This window comes from Nocardia goodfellowii, assembly GCF_017875645.1.
Lineage (GTDB): Bacteria > Actinomycetota > Actinomycetes > Mycobacteriales > Mycobacteriaceae > Nocardia > Nocardia goodfellowii.
On sequence record NZ_JAGGMR010000001.1, the window covers coordinates 1,590,272 to 1,604,841 of the forward strand.

At 69.5% G+C, this 14,570-nt stretch carries 12 protein-coding genes; 4 read left to right on the forward strand and 8 right to left on the reverse strand.

From position 1 onward, the window contains the following. Window positions 1-301 precede the first annotated feature (301 nt). On the reverse strand, window positions 302-874 hold the full coding sequence (locus BJ987_RS06770; protein WP_209885704.1) for a P-loop NTPase family protein: 573 nt from the start codon (window positions 872-874) through the stop codon (window positions 302-304). A 44-nt stretch (window positions 875-918) separates the two neighbouring features. Further along, on the reverse strand, window positions 919-1,479 hold the full coding sequence (locus BJ987_RS06775; protein ID WP_209885706.1) for a maltokinase N-terminal cap-like domain-containing protein: 561 nt from the start codon (window positions 1,477-1,479) through the stop codon (window positions 919-921). 159 nt (window positions 1,480-1,638) lie between these two features. On the opposite strand from BJ987_RS06775, the gene BJ987_RS06780 reads away from it, so the two are divergent. Together BJ987_RS06780 and BJ987_RS06785 are read left to right on the forward strand one after the other, a co-directional pair. After that, window positions 1,639-2,829, forward strand: a complete 1,191-nt coding sequence (locus tag BJ987_RS06780; protein ID WP_209897961.1) for a polysaccharide biosynthesis protein — start codon at window positions 1,639-1,641, stop codon at window positions 2,827-2,829. Between the two features lie 47 nt (window positions 2,830-2,876). After that, window positions 2,877-3,230 carry a VOC family protein gene (locus BJ987_RS06785; protein WP_209885708.1) on the forward strand — a complete coding sequence of 118 codons (354 nt, stop codon included), beginning with the start codon at window positions 2,877-2,879 and terminating at the stop codon, window positions 3,228-3,230. Between the two features lie 18 nt (window positions 3,231-3,248). On the opposite strand, the gene BJ987_RS06790 is transcribed toward BJ987_RS06785, so the two are convergent. Next, a complete protein-coding gene (locus tag BJ987_RS06790; protein ID WP_209885710.1) occupies window positions 3,249-4,184 on the reverse strand; it encodes an NAD(P)/FAD-dependent oxidoreductase in 936 nt (311 codons plus the stop codon). A gap of 104 nt (window positions 4,185-4,288) precedes the next feature. After that, a complete protein-coding gene (pgfA, locus tag BJ987_RS06795; protein ID WP_209885712.1) occupies window positions 4,289-5,401 on the reverse strand; it encodes a cell envelope lipid trafficking protein PgfA in 1,113 nt (370 codons plus the stop codon). Window positions 5,402-5,604: 203 nt separating this feature from the next. Here pgfA and BJ987_RS06800 point away from each other — a divergent pair, with 203 nt between their 5' ends. Then, window positions 5,605-6,795 (forward strand): acyltransferase family protein, encoded by a 1,191-nt coding sequence (locus BJ987_RS06800; protein ID WP_209885714.1) that lies wholly within the window; start codon window positions 5,605-5,607, stop codon window positions 6,793-6,795. A gap of 100 nt (window positions 6,796-6,895) precedes the next feature. Here the strand turns inward: BJ987_RS06800 and BJ987_RS06805 are convergent, their stop codons facing one another. The 4 genes from BJ987_RS06805 to BJ987_RS06820 all read right to left on the reverse strand — a co-directional run bounded on the left by BJ987_RS06805 (window position 6,896) and on the right by BJ987_RS06820 (window position 13,278). Next, window positions 6,896-11,176, reverse strand: a complete 4,281-nt coding sequence (locus tag BJ987_RS06805; protein WP_209885716.1) for an alpha-(1->3)-arabinofuranosyltransferase — start codon at window positions 11,174-11,176, stop codon at window positions 6,896-6,898. A gap of 119 nt (window positions 11,177-11,295) precedes the next feature. After that, entirely contained in the window at window positions 11,296-11,463 is a 168-nt protein-coding gene (locus BJ987_RS06810; protein WP_209885718.1) for a DUF2613 domain-containing protein, read from the reverse strand. Between the two features lie 150 nt (window positions 11,464-11,613). Next, complete coding sequence (locus tag BJ987_RS06815) at window positions 11,614-12,720, reverse strand: isochorismate synthase (protein ID WP_209885720.1); 1,107 nt, start codon at window positions 12,718-12,720, stop codon at window positions 11,614-11,616. A gap of 78 nt (window positions 12,721-12,798) precedes the next feature. Further along, window positions 12,799-13,278 carry a universal stress protein gene (locus BJ987_RS06820; RefSeq protein ID WP_209897963.1) on the reverse strand — a complete coding sequence of 160 codons (480 nt, stop codon included), beginning with the start codon at window positions 13,276-13,278 and terminating at the stop codon, window positions 12,799-12,801. Between the two features lie 130 nt (window positions 13,279-13,408). Between BJ987_RS06820 and BJ987_RS06825 the strand changes: the two genes are divergently transcribed. Continuing rightward, complete coding sequence (locus tag BJ987_RS06825; protein ID WP_209885721.1) at window positions 13,409-14,563, forward strand: glycoside hydrolase family 3 N-terminal domain-containing protein; 1,155 nt, start codon at window positions 13,409-13,411, stop codon at window positions 14,561-14,563. Window positions 14,564-14,570: the final 7 nt, after the last annotated feature.

The following is a 14,570-nucleotide window of genomic DNA, read 5'->3' on the forward strand; positions in this document are numbered from 1 at the left end:
GCGACAGGACCACACCCACCCCAGCACCGATCCGCAGTGCCGAACCGCCGAGAACCACCGGGCGCGCGAGCTGCTCGAGGCGCGAGTTCTGAACATCACCTCATCCGAACAGCGCGCTGATCCGCGCTACCGCATGGAGTCGCCATGGTGCGCCGTACCCGCAGTTAAAAGCACTATTTCGCGTTGCGCCGGGGCCTGCGCGTGACGCGCCGCGATCGGCACTGTTCCCGAGGGCTGATGCGGGCTCTGCTTTCCCAGTTGCCCAGGCGGCTTGATCGTCCGAGGCGGGGTGAACGGGACCCTAGGGCCGCGGTTCGGTGGGCGCGGCCGCGGGGTCGAGGCCGGTCAGGAACTTTTCGGCCGCGCGGTGGGAGCCGAGACGGATGAAATCGATGTGCTGGTAGGCGGGGTCGGCTCGGGCGGCTTCGTAGCGGGTGCGGTTGCGGGCGTGGGTGGTCCAGGACCACATGATCACCGAGCGTTCCGGGTCGCGGGAGAGCATGTCTCGGAAACGTTCGCGGTTGCCGTTCCACAGTTCGCGGCGGGTCAGGGCGCGGATGACGGTCCGCTGGATGATTTGCCGCAGGACCAGTGGGCGGGGCAGATCGAACCAGAGCACCGTGTCGGCGTGCTGCCATACGAGGTCGCCCAGTTTGCCGTTGTAGTTGCCGTCGACGACCCACGCGTCCCGGGTGACCTGCGCGGTGACCGCGGCCCGGAACTCGTCCGTGGGCAGGGGAGTCCAGTTCGGCTGGTGGTGGATGGCATCGAGTTCGATGTGGGGAATCCCCAGCCGCTGGGAGATCGCGCGCGCCAGCGTACTTTTGCCCGAGCCCGACGTTCCCACGACGGAGATACGGCGCTTCGGAGTCACCAGCGCATTATTCACTCGGGCCTTCGTTCGGCGCGATCGGATTTTCAGGCCACGGCCTCCAGAAGCACGCCGCGCGCGGTGACGTCCCCTGCCTGCCACGGGGCCGTGACATAACCGAGGGCAGCAGCCGGGCGCTGATCCCGCGGGGTGCGGTTGACCCGCACGGTGAGCGGGCGGTCGGGCGCGGTCGCCACTTCGACGGTCGGGTCGATGGCGTCGCTCGCGTTCTGCGCCTGCGCTTGCGCCTTTCCGGTGAGCAGCGCCGCCGCCTGCTCCAGCAGCACCTCATCGGCCGCACCGTCGTAGATCCAGCGTGTGCCCAGCACACCGTGTTCCGAGGTGCCGATCAAAGCGGCCTCCGCTCCCGCGACCGGCTCGCCCCGGTAGGTCATCGGTACGTGGTACGCCGCGACCGGGTCCGCCGTCTCGTCGATCACGATCATGAACTCGATACCGACCTCGCCCGCGGGATCATCGAGGCGGAACCCGCCGGCTTTCCGCAGCACCGGTGCGCCGGCACCGTGATACCACCGCTGCTGCGGCAGCCAGTGCGCCAGCAGTTCCAGCTTGGTCGGTTCCATCGTGGTGTTGTGTACGACAGCCATGCCCTGACCCTAGGCACTCCCGCGCCGGTCGGCCGCCCGAAGCGACCGCACGGTGGGCCGGAGTTTCGGGGTTGCGGCGGTGAGGTGCGACGATGGGGTGTGCCTGCCGTTCGTCGTCTACCCGTGGTCGCGGATTTGACGTTGGTGACAGCCGGGGCGATGACGGCGAATGTCGCGGGCTATCTGTTGCAGGTGCTGGCCAGCCGCTGGCTGGGAGTGTCCGGGTTCAGCGAGTTCGCGAGCCTGCTGGCGGTGCAACTCCTGTGCGCGGTCCCGGCGCTGGCGTTGCAGAACGTGGTCGCCCGGGAACTGGTGCGCGGTGCGAGTGTGCCCGCCCTGCGGCGGTTGCAGTGGCGGTGTGCGGTGATCGTGGCGGTGCTCGCGGCATTGCTGGTGCCGCTGGTGACGGTCGCGCTGGAGGTGAATGTACTCGCCTGTGCCGCCGCTCTCGGCGCCGCGCCCGCCTTGGTGCTGCTGTCCGGTGAGCAGGGAATTCTCCAGGGCAGCAATAGATTCCGGCAACTCGCCCAGGTCCTCGGATTCGCCGGGATCGCCCGCGTCGCCCCCGCGCTGGCGGCGCTGATCCTCGGCGGCGGCACCGCTGCCGCCCTGTGCGCCGCCGCCCTCGGCTTGACGGCAGCGGCGGGATTCGCGCGCTACGTCGCCGGCAGCCGAGCACCCATGGTCGACGTGACCGCACGGCCGTTGCCCCTTGGATCGGCGGAGCCGCCGCAAGAAGGGGCAGCGCCAACCCCCCGCGTAGGCGTTCTCCCGGTGCTGCGGGCCGCGCAGGTGCAGGCGGCACTGATGGCTCTGTCGTCGGCCGACCTGATCGTGGTGCGGATGGTTCTCGGCGATACCGACGACGCCAGCCGATACGCGCTCGGTACCGTCGCCGCGAAGATCGCGTTCTGGTTGCCGCAAGCGGTGGGTGTGGTTCTCTATCCCCGGATGGCGCAGCCGACGCATTCGGCGCGCGCCATCCGGGACGCGCTGGCGGTGCTTTCCGGGATCGGTATCGTCGCCGTCCTCGGTGCGGCGGTCGCGGCTCCGCTGGCTCCGCTGTTCGCGGGTGCGGACTATGCCCCGATTCAGGGCCTGCTGTGGTTGTTCGCGCTGCACGGCGCGATCCTGGCGGTATTGCAAGGGGCGGTGCTGTCGGCGATCGCTGTGGATCGCACCGCGCTGGCGGCGCTGGCGTGGATCGGCCTGGCGGTCGAGGTCACCCTGGCGCTGGTTTTCGCGCATTCGGTGCCGTCGCTGATCACCATTTGCGTGTGCGTCGCGGCCGCCACCACGACGCTGGTCGCCGCGACGGTCCTGCGTACCGCGGACACCCCGGCGGGTTGAGCGCGCGGCGCCACTGTGTTTGCGCCGCAGACCTTTACGATCCTCGGATGATCACCGCTGTGCACACCCTCGTCTACGCGGACGATCCCGATGCCGCCCGCGCCTTCTTCCGTGACGTACTGCGCTGGCCGCATGTGGATGCCCACGACGGCTGGCTGATTTTCAAGACCGGTCCGAGCGAACTAGGGGTGCATCCGGCCGAAATGGACGCGACGCACCACGAGATCTCGCTGCTCTGCGACGACATCGCGGCCACGGTGGACGAACTCGCCGAGCGCGGAGCGAAATTCGACGGCGGGGTGGTGGATCGCGGTTTCGGGTTGTGCGTCACGATGCGCATTCCGGGTTCAGGATCGATGCTGCTGTATCAGCCCCGGCATCCGGTGGCCTACCCGAAATAGTCGGCCCCGCAAGGTCGTTCAGATCAGTGCGGCCGCGGCTTCCGCACACCCCCAGGCCACGGTGACGCCCGCGCCACCGTGGCCGTAGTTGTGCACGAGCAACGCGCCGTCGAGCTGTTCCCGCTCGACGCGTACGACGGGCCGCGAAGGGCGCAGTCCCACACGGTGTTCCAGGATCCGGGCGTCGGCGAGAGCGGGCTGGATGCGGGCGCAACGGGCGACGATGGCGCGTGCCGTGGCCGGATTCGGGATCAGATCCCAGGAGCCGGGTTGTGCGGTGCCACCCAGGATCACATAGCCCGGGCGCGGCAGCAGATAGGTCAGATCGGCCCCGGCGGCGGCGAACCATTCGGTGAGCCCGGGGTTTTCGACCACCACGATCTGCCCGCGCACGGGCCGTACCGAGGTGTCCGGCACCAGGGTGCGCGCGCCGAGGCCGGTGCAGTTCACGATCACCGGGGCCGCCCGGGTCGCGGCTCCGAAGCCGGCGACCGCGCGCTCCTCGAGCACGCCGCCCGCCGCCGCCAGTCGCCGCGTCAGGTAGTCCAGGTGCACCCGCATATCCAGCAGCGGGACGGTCGCCCGCAGCCCCTGGGTGAATCCCTCGGGGAGTTCGGCGGCGGTCGCCTCCCGCGCCCCGTCCAGTGCGCCGGTCCAGACCGGCATGAAGTCGAGCGGTGTATCGGCGTGCACGCCGGTGACCAGCCGAACGCCGGTGGCGGGCGCGTCGGCCAGCTTCTCGTACTCCCGTAGCGACCGGACCGCCCACGGGCCCACCAACTCGGCCGGTTCGACGTGATACGGCCAGATCAGCGCACCCGCCACCGCCGAAGTGGTCCAGGGGGCAAGCTCTTTCGCCCACACCCGCACCCGAGCACCCCGCTCGGCGAGGACGATCGCGGTGGTCAGTCCGGCGACCCCACCACCCAGCACCACCACATCCGCGTCGCTCATACCGGCACATTAATCCGGTGCCGCGTCGCTTAGAAGCATTGTGCGCAAAAAGAATTCGGCCCCCCGGTGCACACCGGGGGGCCGAATTCGAGGTTCTGACGAGGTCAGAGTTTACGCGTGTCGATCACCTGGGTGGGTGAATCGTCGCCACGCACCGGGCCACCCGGCGCGAGGCGGTTGCCGCGACCGGCCGGTGCCGAGCCGCCGCGGATGCCGATGAGCACGCCGACGATCAGCAGGATGGCGCCGAGCACGCCGAACACGATCGGCAGGACCCGGCCGTAGAGGGCCAGCTTGTCGATGTTCTCCTTGGCGACCGAGATCTGCGACTCGATGGTGGGCTCGTCGAAGACGATGTTGCCCTTGAGCGCGGTCACCTCGGGCTTGTCGGCGGTGCGGGAGTAGTACAGGTGGATCTGCTCGCCACCCTTGATCACCGTGCCGGTCTCCGGCTCCACCCACAGGTCACGGGTGTTGGTGTAGTACCGGGTCATGGTGACCGGGCCGTCACCCTCGACGCCCCACTTGGCGGCGGGCAGTTCCAGCCGGTTGGTCGGCGCCTTGACGACGTCCCACATGCTGGTGGCCGGGATGGTCTGGGTGAAGTGGTAGACCTTCATGTTGTTGATCTCGGTCTCTTCGACGAAGTTGATGTCGAAGGTCTTCCGCGCGTTGAGATCGAAGTACGGGTAGGTCTTCTTCTCGGTGCCGAGCGGGAAGCGGTACTGCAGACCGACGTGCTGCACCGGCTCCGCGACGCTCTTCATCTCCTTGTCGACCGTGACCGCGATGGAGCCGTTGGGCTCCTTGGCGACCGGCTCACCGGTCTTGCGGTCGATGGTGACCCGGTCGACGGTCGCGGTGAGCAGGCCGGTGTCGCCCTGCTTGTCGATGCGACGCAGCGTCTGACCGGCCTGGACCGTCATCTCGGTGGCGTCGGACGGCTCCTCGACGGTGACGAAGCGCTGCGAGACCAGCGGCACGTTGCTGTCGACCTTGGCCGAACCCTCGGGCGCGGTGAGCGACTTGGAGTCGAGCACCAGGCTTTCGGATCCGGGGGCATTCTTGGCGATGGTCGTGATCTCGAGGTCGAGCGGAGTCTTCGCCAGTTTGCCGACGGTGTAAGCCGGGATCATCAGCGCTAACACGATCATGAACGCGCCGAGACCCACGAGCAGGCAGGCCACCGTCCTTCTGGTTCCGGCACTCAGTGCCATGCAAACACTCCTCGTCTTAGAACACACAGGTCGTTCCGCGTACTGCGGGCAGCCCGCGGCACTCGTGAGCCCCGACACTAACAGGGACGAGAGGTAACATGCCCTGCCGAGTCCGGTTTCCGACCAAAATCGCGCTGAGTGTAGCGCGAAAAGTGAAACGACGGGTTCTCACCTGGGGAATCGATAGGGCAGACTGGAGCGCGATGACCGCCACCACCCCTGTGTCCGCCACCACGACACCCACCGCAGTCCGATCGCGCGGGTTCGTCCCCGCACTCGAAGGCATGCGCGGCCTGGCGGCCCTCGGTGTGTTGGTCACGCACGTGGCATTCCAAACCGGATCGTCCTCGATGCCGGTCCTCGGCCGGGTGTGGGAACGCTTCGACATGGCCGTCGCGGTGTTCTTCGCGCTCTCCGGATTCCTGCTGTGGCGTCCGCACGCGGCGGCCGCGCGCGGACTCGGCACCGCACCGACGGTCGGCTACTACTTCCGGCATCGCGCCGCTCGAATACTGCCCGCCTACTGGGCCGTGGTGGTCGCCGTGTTGTTGCTGCTGCCGAGTGCGGCCGATACCGCGGGCTGGCGAGTCTGGTTCTCCAATCTCGCGCTACTGCAGGTCTTCATTCCGCTGACCCTGACCGACGGCCTGACCCAGATGTGGAGCCTGTCGGTGGAGGTGGCCTTCTATCTGGTGCTGCCGCTGCTCGCGTTCAGCGTGGTGTGGCTGCGCGGCGCCGCGGCCCGGTGGCGGGTCCCGGTATTGGTAGCGCTCGCGGTGATCTGCCTGAGCTGGAACTTCATCCCGGTCCCGACACCGGACGCGATCCATGCCGACAATTGGCTGCCCGCCTATCTGCCGTGGTTCGCGGCGGGCATGGTGCTGGCCGAACTGGTCGACATCCGGCGGACGGCGGGCCCGGCGCGCTGGGTGCGCGTCCTCGGCAACCAGCCGCTGATGTGGACGATCGCGCTGGCGGCCTTCCTGTTCTCCGCCACCGACCTCGGCGGTCCGGCCGGCCTGACCCGCGCCGAGCCCTGGCAGTACGCGGCGAAGATGGCGCTCGGCCTGATCATCGGGTTCACGTTGCTCGCGCCGCTCGTACTCGGCGACCGCCGCCACCGTTGGCTGGAATCCAGGCTCGCCGCCACCATCGGCCGCTGGTCCTACGGCATCTTCCTATGGCATCTCGCGGTGCTGTCCATTGTCTTTCCGGTTTTCGGCATCCTGCCGTTCCGCGGGGACTTCCTCTGGGTGCTGTGCTTGACCATCGCCCTCACCATCCCGGTCGCGGCGGCCAGCTACGCGTTGATCGAGGATCCCGCCCGCCGCTTCGCCCGCAGCCGCGACCGTGCGAAAGCCGCTGCGCGCGACGCGGACTCGCCGACCGCGTAGTCCCGACCGCCGACGGTATGCCGATCAACGTAACTGCCTGCGAGTAGGACGATTTCGCCTAGACCCGCAGTGCGCGATTCGCGGCACGGAAGCGGTGCCGCTACCGGTCGCGGGGCGCGAGAGCGGCGATGCCGACAGCGATTACAGCGATCAGCGCGGGCAATTGGACCCAGAGCGATCCGCCCATGTAACCGCCCTGGGCGCGCCAAGGGCCGGTGGACAGCGCGGCGACGGAAATGGTCGTGCCGATTCCCGCCACTGCCGGAAGGTATTTCGTGGTGGCCTGCGGGGCGAACCGGGCGGCGGCGACACCGGCCGCGGTGAGGACAGCGCCGACCGGTCCGGCGATCACGGTCGCGACCGCGCCGAGGCCGACTGCGCCGAGCAGTCGATTTCCCCAAGTCGCGGCAGTGGTGGACGCAGCCTGCTCGGGAGCCGTCACCGCGGCGGGGCTGGTCCGTGATCGAAGTCCGAGCAGCGCGGAGAAGCGTCGACGTCGCGGAATCGCCAGCAGGGCAAGGGGAATCAGCAGCAGCAGACCGCCGAAGATGCCGAGTCGGTACCAGCGGTCGTCAGGGAAGGAGACGGTGACCTCGCCTGCGTTCGGGGGAAGTATCCAGCCCTGTTGCCAGCCGTTCACCACGATCGGGGTCAGCTCACGACCATCCGCGGTGGCCGCCCAGCCGACATTGGTGCTCAGCGGGAGGACGAGCAGTCGATCCTGGGTGGGGCGGGGGCTCGGCTCGAAATCGGTGCGAGACAGCCGAATCCGGTCGACGGAGAAAAGTTCGGTCGGCCCGACCTGAACGTCCGCGCGGCCGGTCGACAGGGGAAGTTCCCCGGAGGAAATCTCTAGCGCCGCGTCGTCGCAGACCCGAGCGGCCACCGGCGCGCCGGACAGCAACTCCGCCGCGGTCGCGGTGACCGAGGTGCGCACGAGCTGCCCGTCGATATTGATGGTCGGGCCGAGCGCGCACGGAATGGTGAGCTGCCGGTCGGCGGGTGCCGGAGCCGGATAGCCGGGGCCGAGCACTTCGACTTCGGCCAGGCCCGGCGGCTGCGTGATGGCGAAACCGAGCGCGGTCTTGTCCAGCACCGGCTGCCAGGACTGAATGGTGATCTCGATCCGGTCCGTCACCTGCGGGTGCAGCGAGATCCGCGACGCCGCGCCCGGTTCGGCGTCGGTGTTCAGTGCACGCACCTGCGGACCGTTGCCCAGGTTCACCGCGACCGAGGTGGGCGCGGCGGGCAGACCGCCGAGGGACGGGGTGAGATCCAGGCCGGTGACCAACGCCGGTTCGGGCAGTTCGATGGTGAGTGTCGGTTTCGGGCCGGTGAATTCGCGGATCGAGTCCTCCGGCGCGGTCCAGCTGGTGCGGACGTCACCGTCGGTCGCGGCGAACGCGGAACCGCGCAGATCGCCGACATCGGCCTGGCCGCGCGCGATCGGCCGGTTCGGGTCGGTGAGCAGCGCCGCCAACGCCGGGCCCTGCCGGGTGCGCACGGTCAGGTCCGGGGCGACGCGCATCGGTTCCGGAACCTGCAGTGTGCGTTCGAAAGTCCCCGGCTCCTCCGCCGCCAGCGCGAGCGCCTTGCTGCAGCGCACACGGTCGGGGGCGTCGAAACACGCACTGCGCCCGGGGAATTCCTGGCCCAGATCCCAGGCCAGCACGGGTGTGCCGGTGGCGAGGGGCGGCAGTACGGTCCGGTGCCGGATATCCACCGGCACCGGTGTCTCGCGGACGCTGTAATCGTCGAGTTCGAGCTCGCTGATGCCGAATTGCCCGCCGCCGGTGTCGTTCTCGGTGCGGATCGCGGTGATGGTGAGCCAGGTGGTGCGGCCGGCGGGCAGCGAGATCGACAGCGGGGCACCCGGTTCGGTGACGCGTGCGGACACGCTGCCGTTGTCGGTGCGCACCTCCACCCATTTCACCGGCGTGCCGATGGCGGCGGGGCTGGTGGTCAGGCTGAGCAGTCCGGCCGACTTGATCGGCGTCTCCAGATCGAGCCGAAGCCATTGCCCCACCGCGCTGTCGATGCCGCTGCTGATCCAGGAGGTGGCCGGATCGCCGTCCACCACGGCGGCGGTGGAGCTGCCCGGTGCGGCGCCACCGAGCTGGGTCGCGTCGGCGGCGGAGCTGGACGCGGTGATGGTCGCGCCGGACCATTCGCCGCGCACGAGTTCCGCGCCCGGCACCGGATAGTCGGGCACCAGGTTGTGCGTGCGACGTGGGTCGGTCGGCGCGCGCAACGCCGAGTTGTGGTTGTCGACCTTGCCGAAGTCGGTTTCCCGGTCCATCGGGCTGTCGGTGACGGTGAGCGGTCCGAGGGGCAGACCGGCGCGGGTCGCGTCGGCCGCGAGAAGGCTCGGCACGCCGGTGTTTCCGGACCGGCGCAGTCGCTCCAGTACTTCCGGGCCGCCCTGCACGGTCGGAACTTCGCCCAGTCCCACGGTGTAGGCGCCGGGGAACGAATTCGGCGCACCGGTTCCGCTGCGTACCCGAGTGGGCGTCCCCGGCGGGTCCACCTCCACCCGGTAGATCTCGATCGCCGGATACGCGGGCCGCAGATCGCCATCGGCCACCAGTCCGTCGGCGATCACGGAAATCTGGATGGGTGAACCGAATTCGGCCACCTTGGTCAGGCCGGGCGAGCCTTCGATCGCCCGATGGGCCAGCAACGGCCGGGTCGACCGCGAGGTCTCGGGGTCGAGATCATTGCGCAGCACCAGGACTCCGATGCCCTGATCGGCCAGCGTTGCCGCCAGCCCGGCCGAGGGCCGCCCGTCGGCGATCAGCCGCTGGACGGAGTCCATCGCGCGGATGGTCCCCGGCGGGTTCAGCGGGACCGAATCCCGGATGGCCCACGGCGTGCTCGCCAGCGCCTGCAACGGTTCGTCGCGGGTGAGACCCCACACCTGGCTGCCGAACGGCGCACCGGGCACCACCAGCGCGCGAGTGTCGGAAGCGTTGCGGGAGAGCCAGTCCGCGGTCTGCTGCCAGTAGGCGGGCACCTGGTCGTAGGCGCCGCGCGGCGCCAGCTTCCCGGTCCAGGCCAGCGAGGTGGACAAGGCCAGCGCGGTCAGGACGAGCGCCGCGACGGCGACCCGGCGGTCCCGCTCGGGATGGGCGAAAGCGCTGCGCCACACCGGCATCGGCACCGACGCGGGCAGCGGAATCCGGGCCAGCAGATGCGCCAGGCCCAGCACCAGCGGCAAGCGGATCAGCGGCTCCAGCTTGTGCACGTTCCGCAGCGGCGCACCCGCCGAATCCAGGAAGACCCGCACCGATTCCGCGAACGGCCCGCTCAGTTCCCCGACGTAGCCCGCGCAGATACCGGCCAGCCCGACCAGCAGGATCAGCGTGAGCCGACCGCGACAGGGCATGGTCTTCAGCGCCAGGCCCGCCAGGCCCGCGGCCGCGATCAGCCCGGTGGCCAGCACGGCGGCGGGTTGGGTGACGAGCACCGCGCCCGCGATCCGCTCCGGCGAGACGAACGGTGTCCAGCTGTCGGTGCCGCGCAGCACCTCACCGAGCGACGCCCACTGCGTCGTCACCCCGGACGATTCGATGTAGTCCAGAAATGGCGGCGACACCTTGCCGAGCAGCAACAGCGGCACCGCCCACCAGAACACCGCCAGCACCAGCAGCGGCACCCAGGCCAGCGTGAACCGCCACCAGCGCCGATCCGGCCGATAGGAACCCCACCACAGCAGCGCGGGCAGGAACGCGGCGACGGTGGCGACGGCGTTGACCGAACCCATCAATGCCAGCGCCAGCGCACTACCGGCCGGGCTGCGCGCACCGCCGAGCTTGCGGTTCCGGTAGGCCGTGCCGAGGGCGGCCGGGGCCAGCAGCACCCACGGCGCCAGCACCATCGGCAAGGTCTCGGAGGAAATCGAACCGAGCGTGGTGAGCACGCGGGGCGAGAACGCGAACGCGATCGCCGCGATCACCCGCGACCCGCGACTGCCGATCCCGAGGGTCTCGCACAGCCGGACGATGCCCCAGAACCCGGCGAGCAGCAGCAGCGCCCACCAGATTCGCTGGGTCACCCAGGCGGGCAGGCCGAGCGCGTGCCCGGCCGAGAAGAACGCGCCGTGCGGAAAGAAATAGCCGTAGGCCTGGTTCTGCACCTGACCCATCGGTGCCTGGCTGCTCCAGAGATGAGCGGCGCGCGCCAGAAACCCGAACGGATTCTGCGCCAAGTCGTACTTGGTGTCGGCCACCGTCGTTCCGGGCGCCTGCCAGAAGGCCAGGAGGAAGGCGGCGAGCACGGTCCCGGCGAGCCAGCGTTTGCCCAGCGGCGCGGCGTCGGGCGTACCCGTCGCCGCGCTCTCGGTTCCGATCGAATCGGAGAGTGGCGCGGAAGTCACTGGCATACGAGGTCAGGCCCGGGGCGGCGGCGCGGTGCGCGCACGTCTGCCCCCGGGCCTGCCGGGTCAGCTACTGGCATGCGCGAGTGGGGCAATGCGCGAGCATGCCGAAACGGAGCAGGGGGTCAGCGGGCGCCGTACTCGACGTTGTTGAGCAGGGAGGAGTCCGGGTCGCCCTTGTCGAGCTCGGGCCGGGTGTTCTGCTGCACTGCGGCGGTGATCGCGAACACCGCGAGCAGGCCCAAAACGGCGCCGCCGACCGCACTCGCAATCCCGGGAACAGCAAACTTCATCGCGGCACTCCAATACATTGATGCAGGCACATTCCGGAGCAACTTAGCAGTAGTCCAGGTCACTTCCTACCCTCAGCCCGTCGATTCGCGGTTCGACCAGGGGAAAGGCCCGGAATGAGCCGAAACTTGCGCGCAGCGGCACGCGGGTCGCTAGGCCGAGAGGTCGGTTGGCGGCAGCGCGCACTGTAAGCCGCCCAACAGCGTGCGCAATTTGGCCGTGGTCTCCTCGAGTTCGGCGCGCGGGTCCGACGCCGCGACGATGCCGCCGCCCGCGAAGGCGCGCACCGAGCGGCCGTCGGCGGACAGTTCGGCGCTGCGGATGGCGACGACCCACTCGCCGTCCCCGTCGCTGTCGCACCAGCCGACCGCGCCGCCGTAGAACCCGCGGTCTTCCTCGGTCTCGGTGATGGCTTCGAGGGCGAGGTGCGTCGGAGTGCCGCAGACGGCGGGTGTGGGGTGCAGCATGACCGCCAAATCCAGGGCGGAGATGGCGGGGTCGCGCAAGGTGCCGGTGATGGGAGTGGCCAGGTGCCAGACCTCGTGGGTGTGCACCAGCTCCGGACCGGCGGGGATGCGCAGGCTCGCGCAGAGCGGGGCGAGGATGTCGCGAATCCACTCGATGACGAACGCGTGCTCGTCGCGATTCTTACTGCTGGACAACAACTCCTGGGCCCGCGCGGCATCGGCTTCCGGATCGGCCGAGCGGGGCATGGTGCCCGCGAGCGGCCGCAGTGTCACGGTGCTGCCGTGCCGGGCGACCAGCACTTCCGGCGTCGCGCCGAGCAGCGTCGCACCGGTGCGGCCCGCCGGCGTCAGATCGACCGCGAACACATTCGCGTGCGGATGCCTGGTGAGCAGATGGGCCGCCACCGTTTCCGGATCCAGGGCGCTATCGGCTTCGGCGAGAACGGATCTCGCCGCGACCACCTTGCGTAACGGTTGGCCGGGGTCGTTCAACTGCTCGACCAGTTTCGCGACCCGCGCGATATGTTCTGCCGGACTGGGCATTTCGGTGACCACCCGCACCGGAGCCAGTTCCGGCAGCGCGGCAGGCCGCCACGGCCCCGCGGTGTGCTCCGCGTGCTCGGGCACCGTCAGCGCGGCCGGCCGGCGCGGATCGAACGGCAGCGCTCCGACGATCAGATCGGCCGAATGATCCCGCAGCGCGGCCGCCGCGGCCGCCACCTCGTCGAAGGTGCCGCGACTGCCCGACGTGCGCAGCACACCGCCGGGCTGGGCTAGCAGGAATCCGTCCATGGTCCTTCGACCCTAACCCCGCTGCCCGGCAACGAGCCCGCTCCAGCGACGTACGTCTCAGCGTGACGGTCGCGACGGCTACTTGGCGGGTTCCCGGCCGGGCGGAACCATCAGCACCGGCCGGTGGCAGTGTTTCAGCACCGCGTCCGCGACGCTGCTGTGCAGCAGCGCCCGCACGCCGGTCGCCCCGCGTGTCCCGGCCACGATGATGTCGACATCGAGTTCGTCCGCGCATTCCACGATCGTGTTCCAGATCGTCGTACTGCACTCGGCCGTGCGCGCCTCCGCGTTCAACCCGGCGAGCTTCGCCAGCCGCACACCCTCGGTGTTGATGTTGCGCGCGTCGACGTAAACGATGTCCTCGATCTCCTCGTCGGGCATCCATTCGGGCTGCATCACCCCGGACAACCCCGACAGCTTGGCGGCTTGGCGGACCATCGGCTCCCAGGCCGTGAGGACCACCGCGCGGTCGGCCGAGAGAAATCGCCCGGCGTATTCGATGGCGCGCTTGGCATTTTCGGATCCGTCGTACGCGATGAGCATCAGATCGCAGGGCACGGCGACCTCCCGGTGCGGGGTTCGGCTACCTCCCAAGGTTACTCCCGACACGCCCACCGCGGGCGTCGGCGCGCGGCCGCCACGCACCCGGGGATGCCCGGCGCGGCCCCGCGCACTAGCGTGAAACCTCATGCGGAAGACGCCTCTCGTCCTGCTCGCGGTTCTCGCCTCGGTCGTCACCGGCTGTTCCGGCGGAGACTCGTCGAGTTCCGGTTCGCCGACCTCCGACGCGCCGGCCCCGTCCGCGCCACCCTCGGCGACCACCGTGCAACGCGACTGCAACGCCGTCTACCTCGCGCAGTTCACGCCGCGGCAGAAGCTGGCGCAGCTGCTGACCGTCGGCGTCAGCAGCGCGGCCGACGCGGAGCAGGTGGTGCGCTCCGAACAGGTCGGCGGCATCTTCGTCGGCAGTTTCACCGAGAAGGCGTTCCTCGCCACCGGCCAGGCCGAGCAGGTCAAGGCTGCCGCGAAGGTCCCGTTGATGGTGACCATCGACGAGGAGGGCGGCCGCGTCTCCCGGGTCAAGGATCTGATCGGCCCCGCGCCGTCGGCCCGCGCCACCGCCGAGACCATGACCTCGGAGGAGTTCTACCAGGCCACGCTGGTCCGGGCGCGCAAGCTCAAGGATCTCGGCATCACCGTCGACTTCGCGCCCGATGTCGATGTGAGCAGCGAGCCGGACGACGCCGTGATCGGCGACCGTTCGTTCTCCGACGACCCGCAGGTCGTCACCGACTACGCGCGCGCCTACATCCGGGCCATGAACGAGGTCGGGCTGGGTTCGGTCATGAAGCATTTCCCCGGCCACGGCAGCGGCTCCGGCGACTCGCATCACGGTTCGGTGCGCACTCCGCCGCTGGCCGAGCTGATCGCCTCCGATCTGGCGCCCTACCGCGAGCTCGGGGATTCCGGCGCCGCGGTCATGGTCGGCCATCTCGACGTGCCCGGCCTGACCACCCCGGATGTGCCCGCCAGCATCAGCCCGGAGACGATGGCGCTGTTGCGCAACGGCGTCGGCTACGGTGCGGCACCCTTCGACGGCGTCATCTTCACCGACGATCTGAGCGGTATGAAAGCCATTACCGCGCGGTTGGATATCGCGAGCGCGGTGCAGGCGGCGCTGGTCGCCGGTGCGGACAACGCCCTGTGGATCAACACCACCGCGGTGTCGCAGGTGCTCGATCAGCTGGAGCAAGCGGTGACGAGCGGGACGCTGCCGAGCGCTCAGGTCGACGCGTCGGTGCTGCGGATGGCGAAGTACAAGGGCATCTCAACGCAGTGTTAAGGCTGTC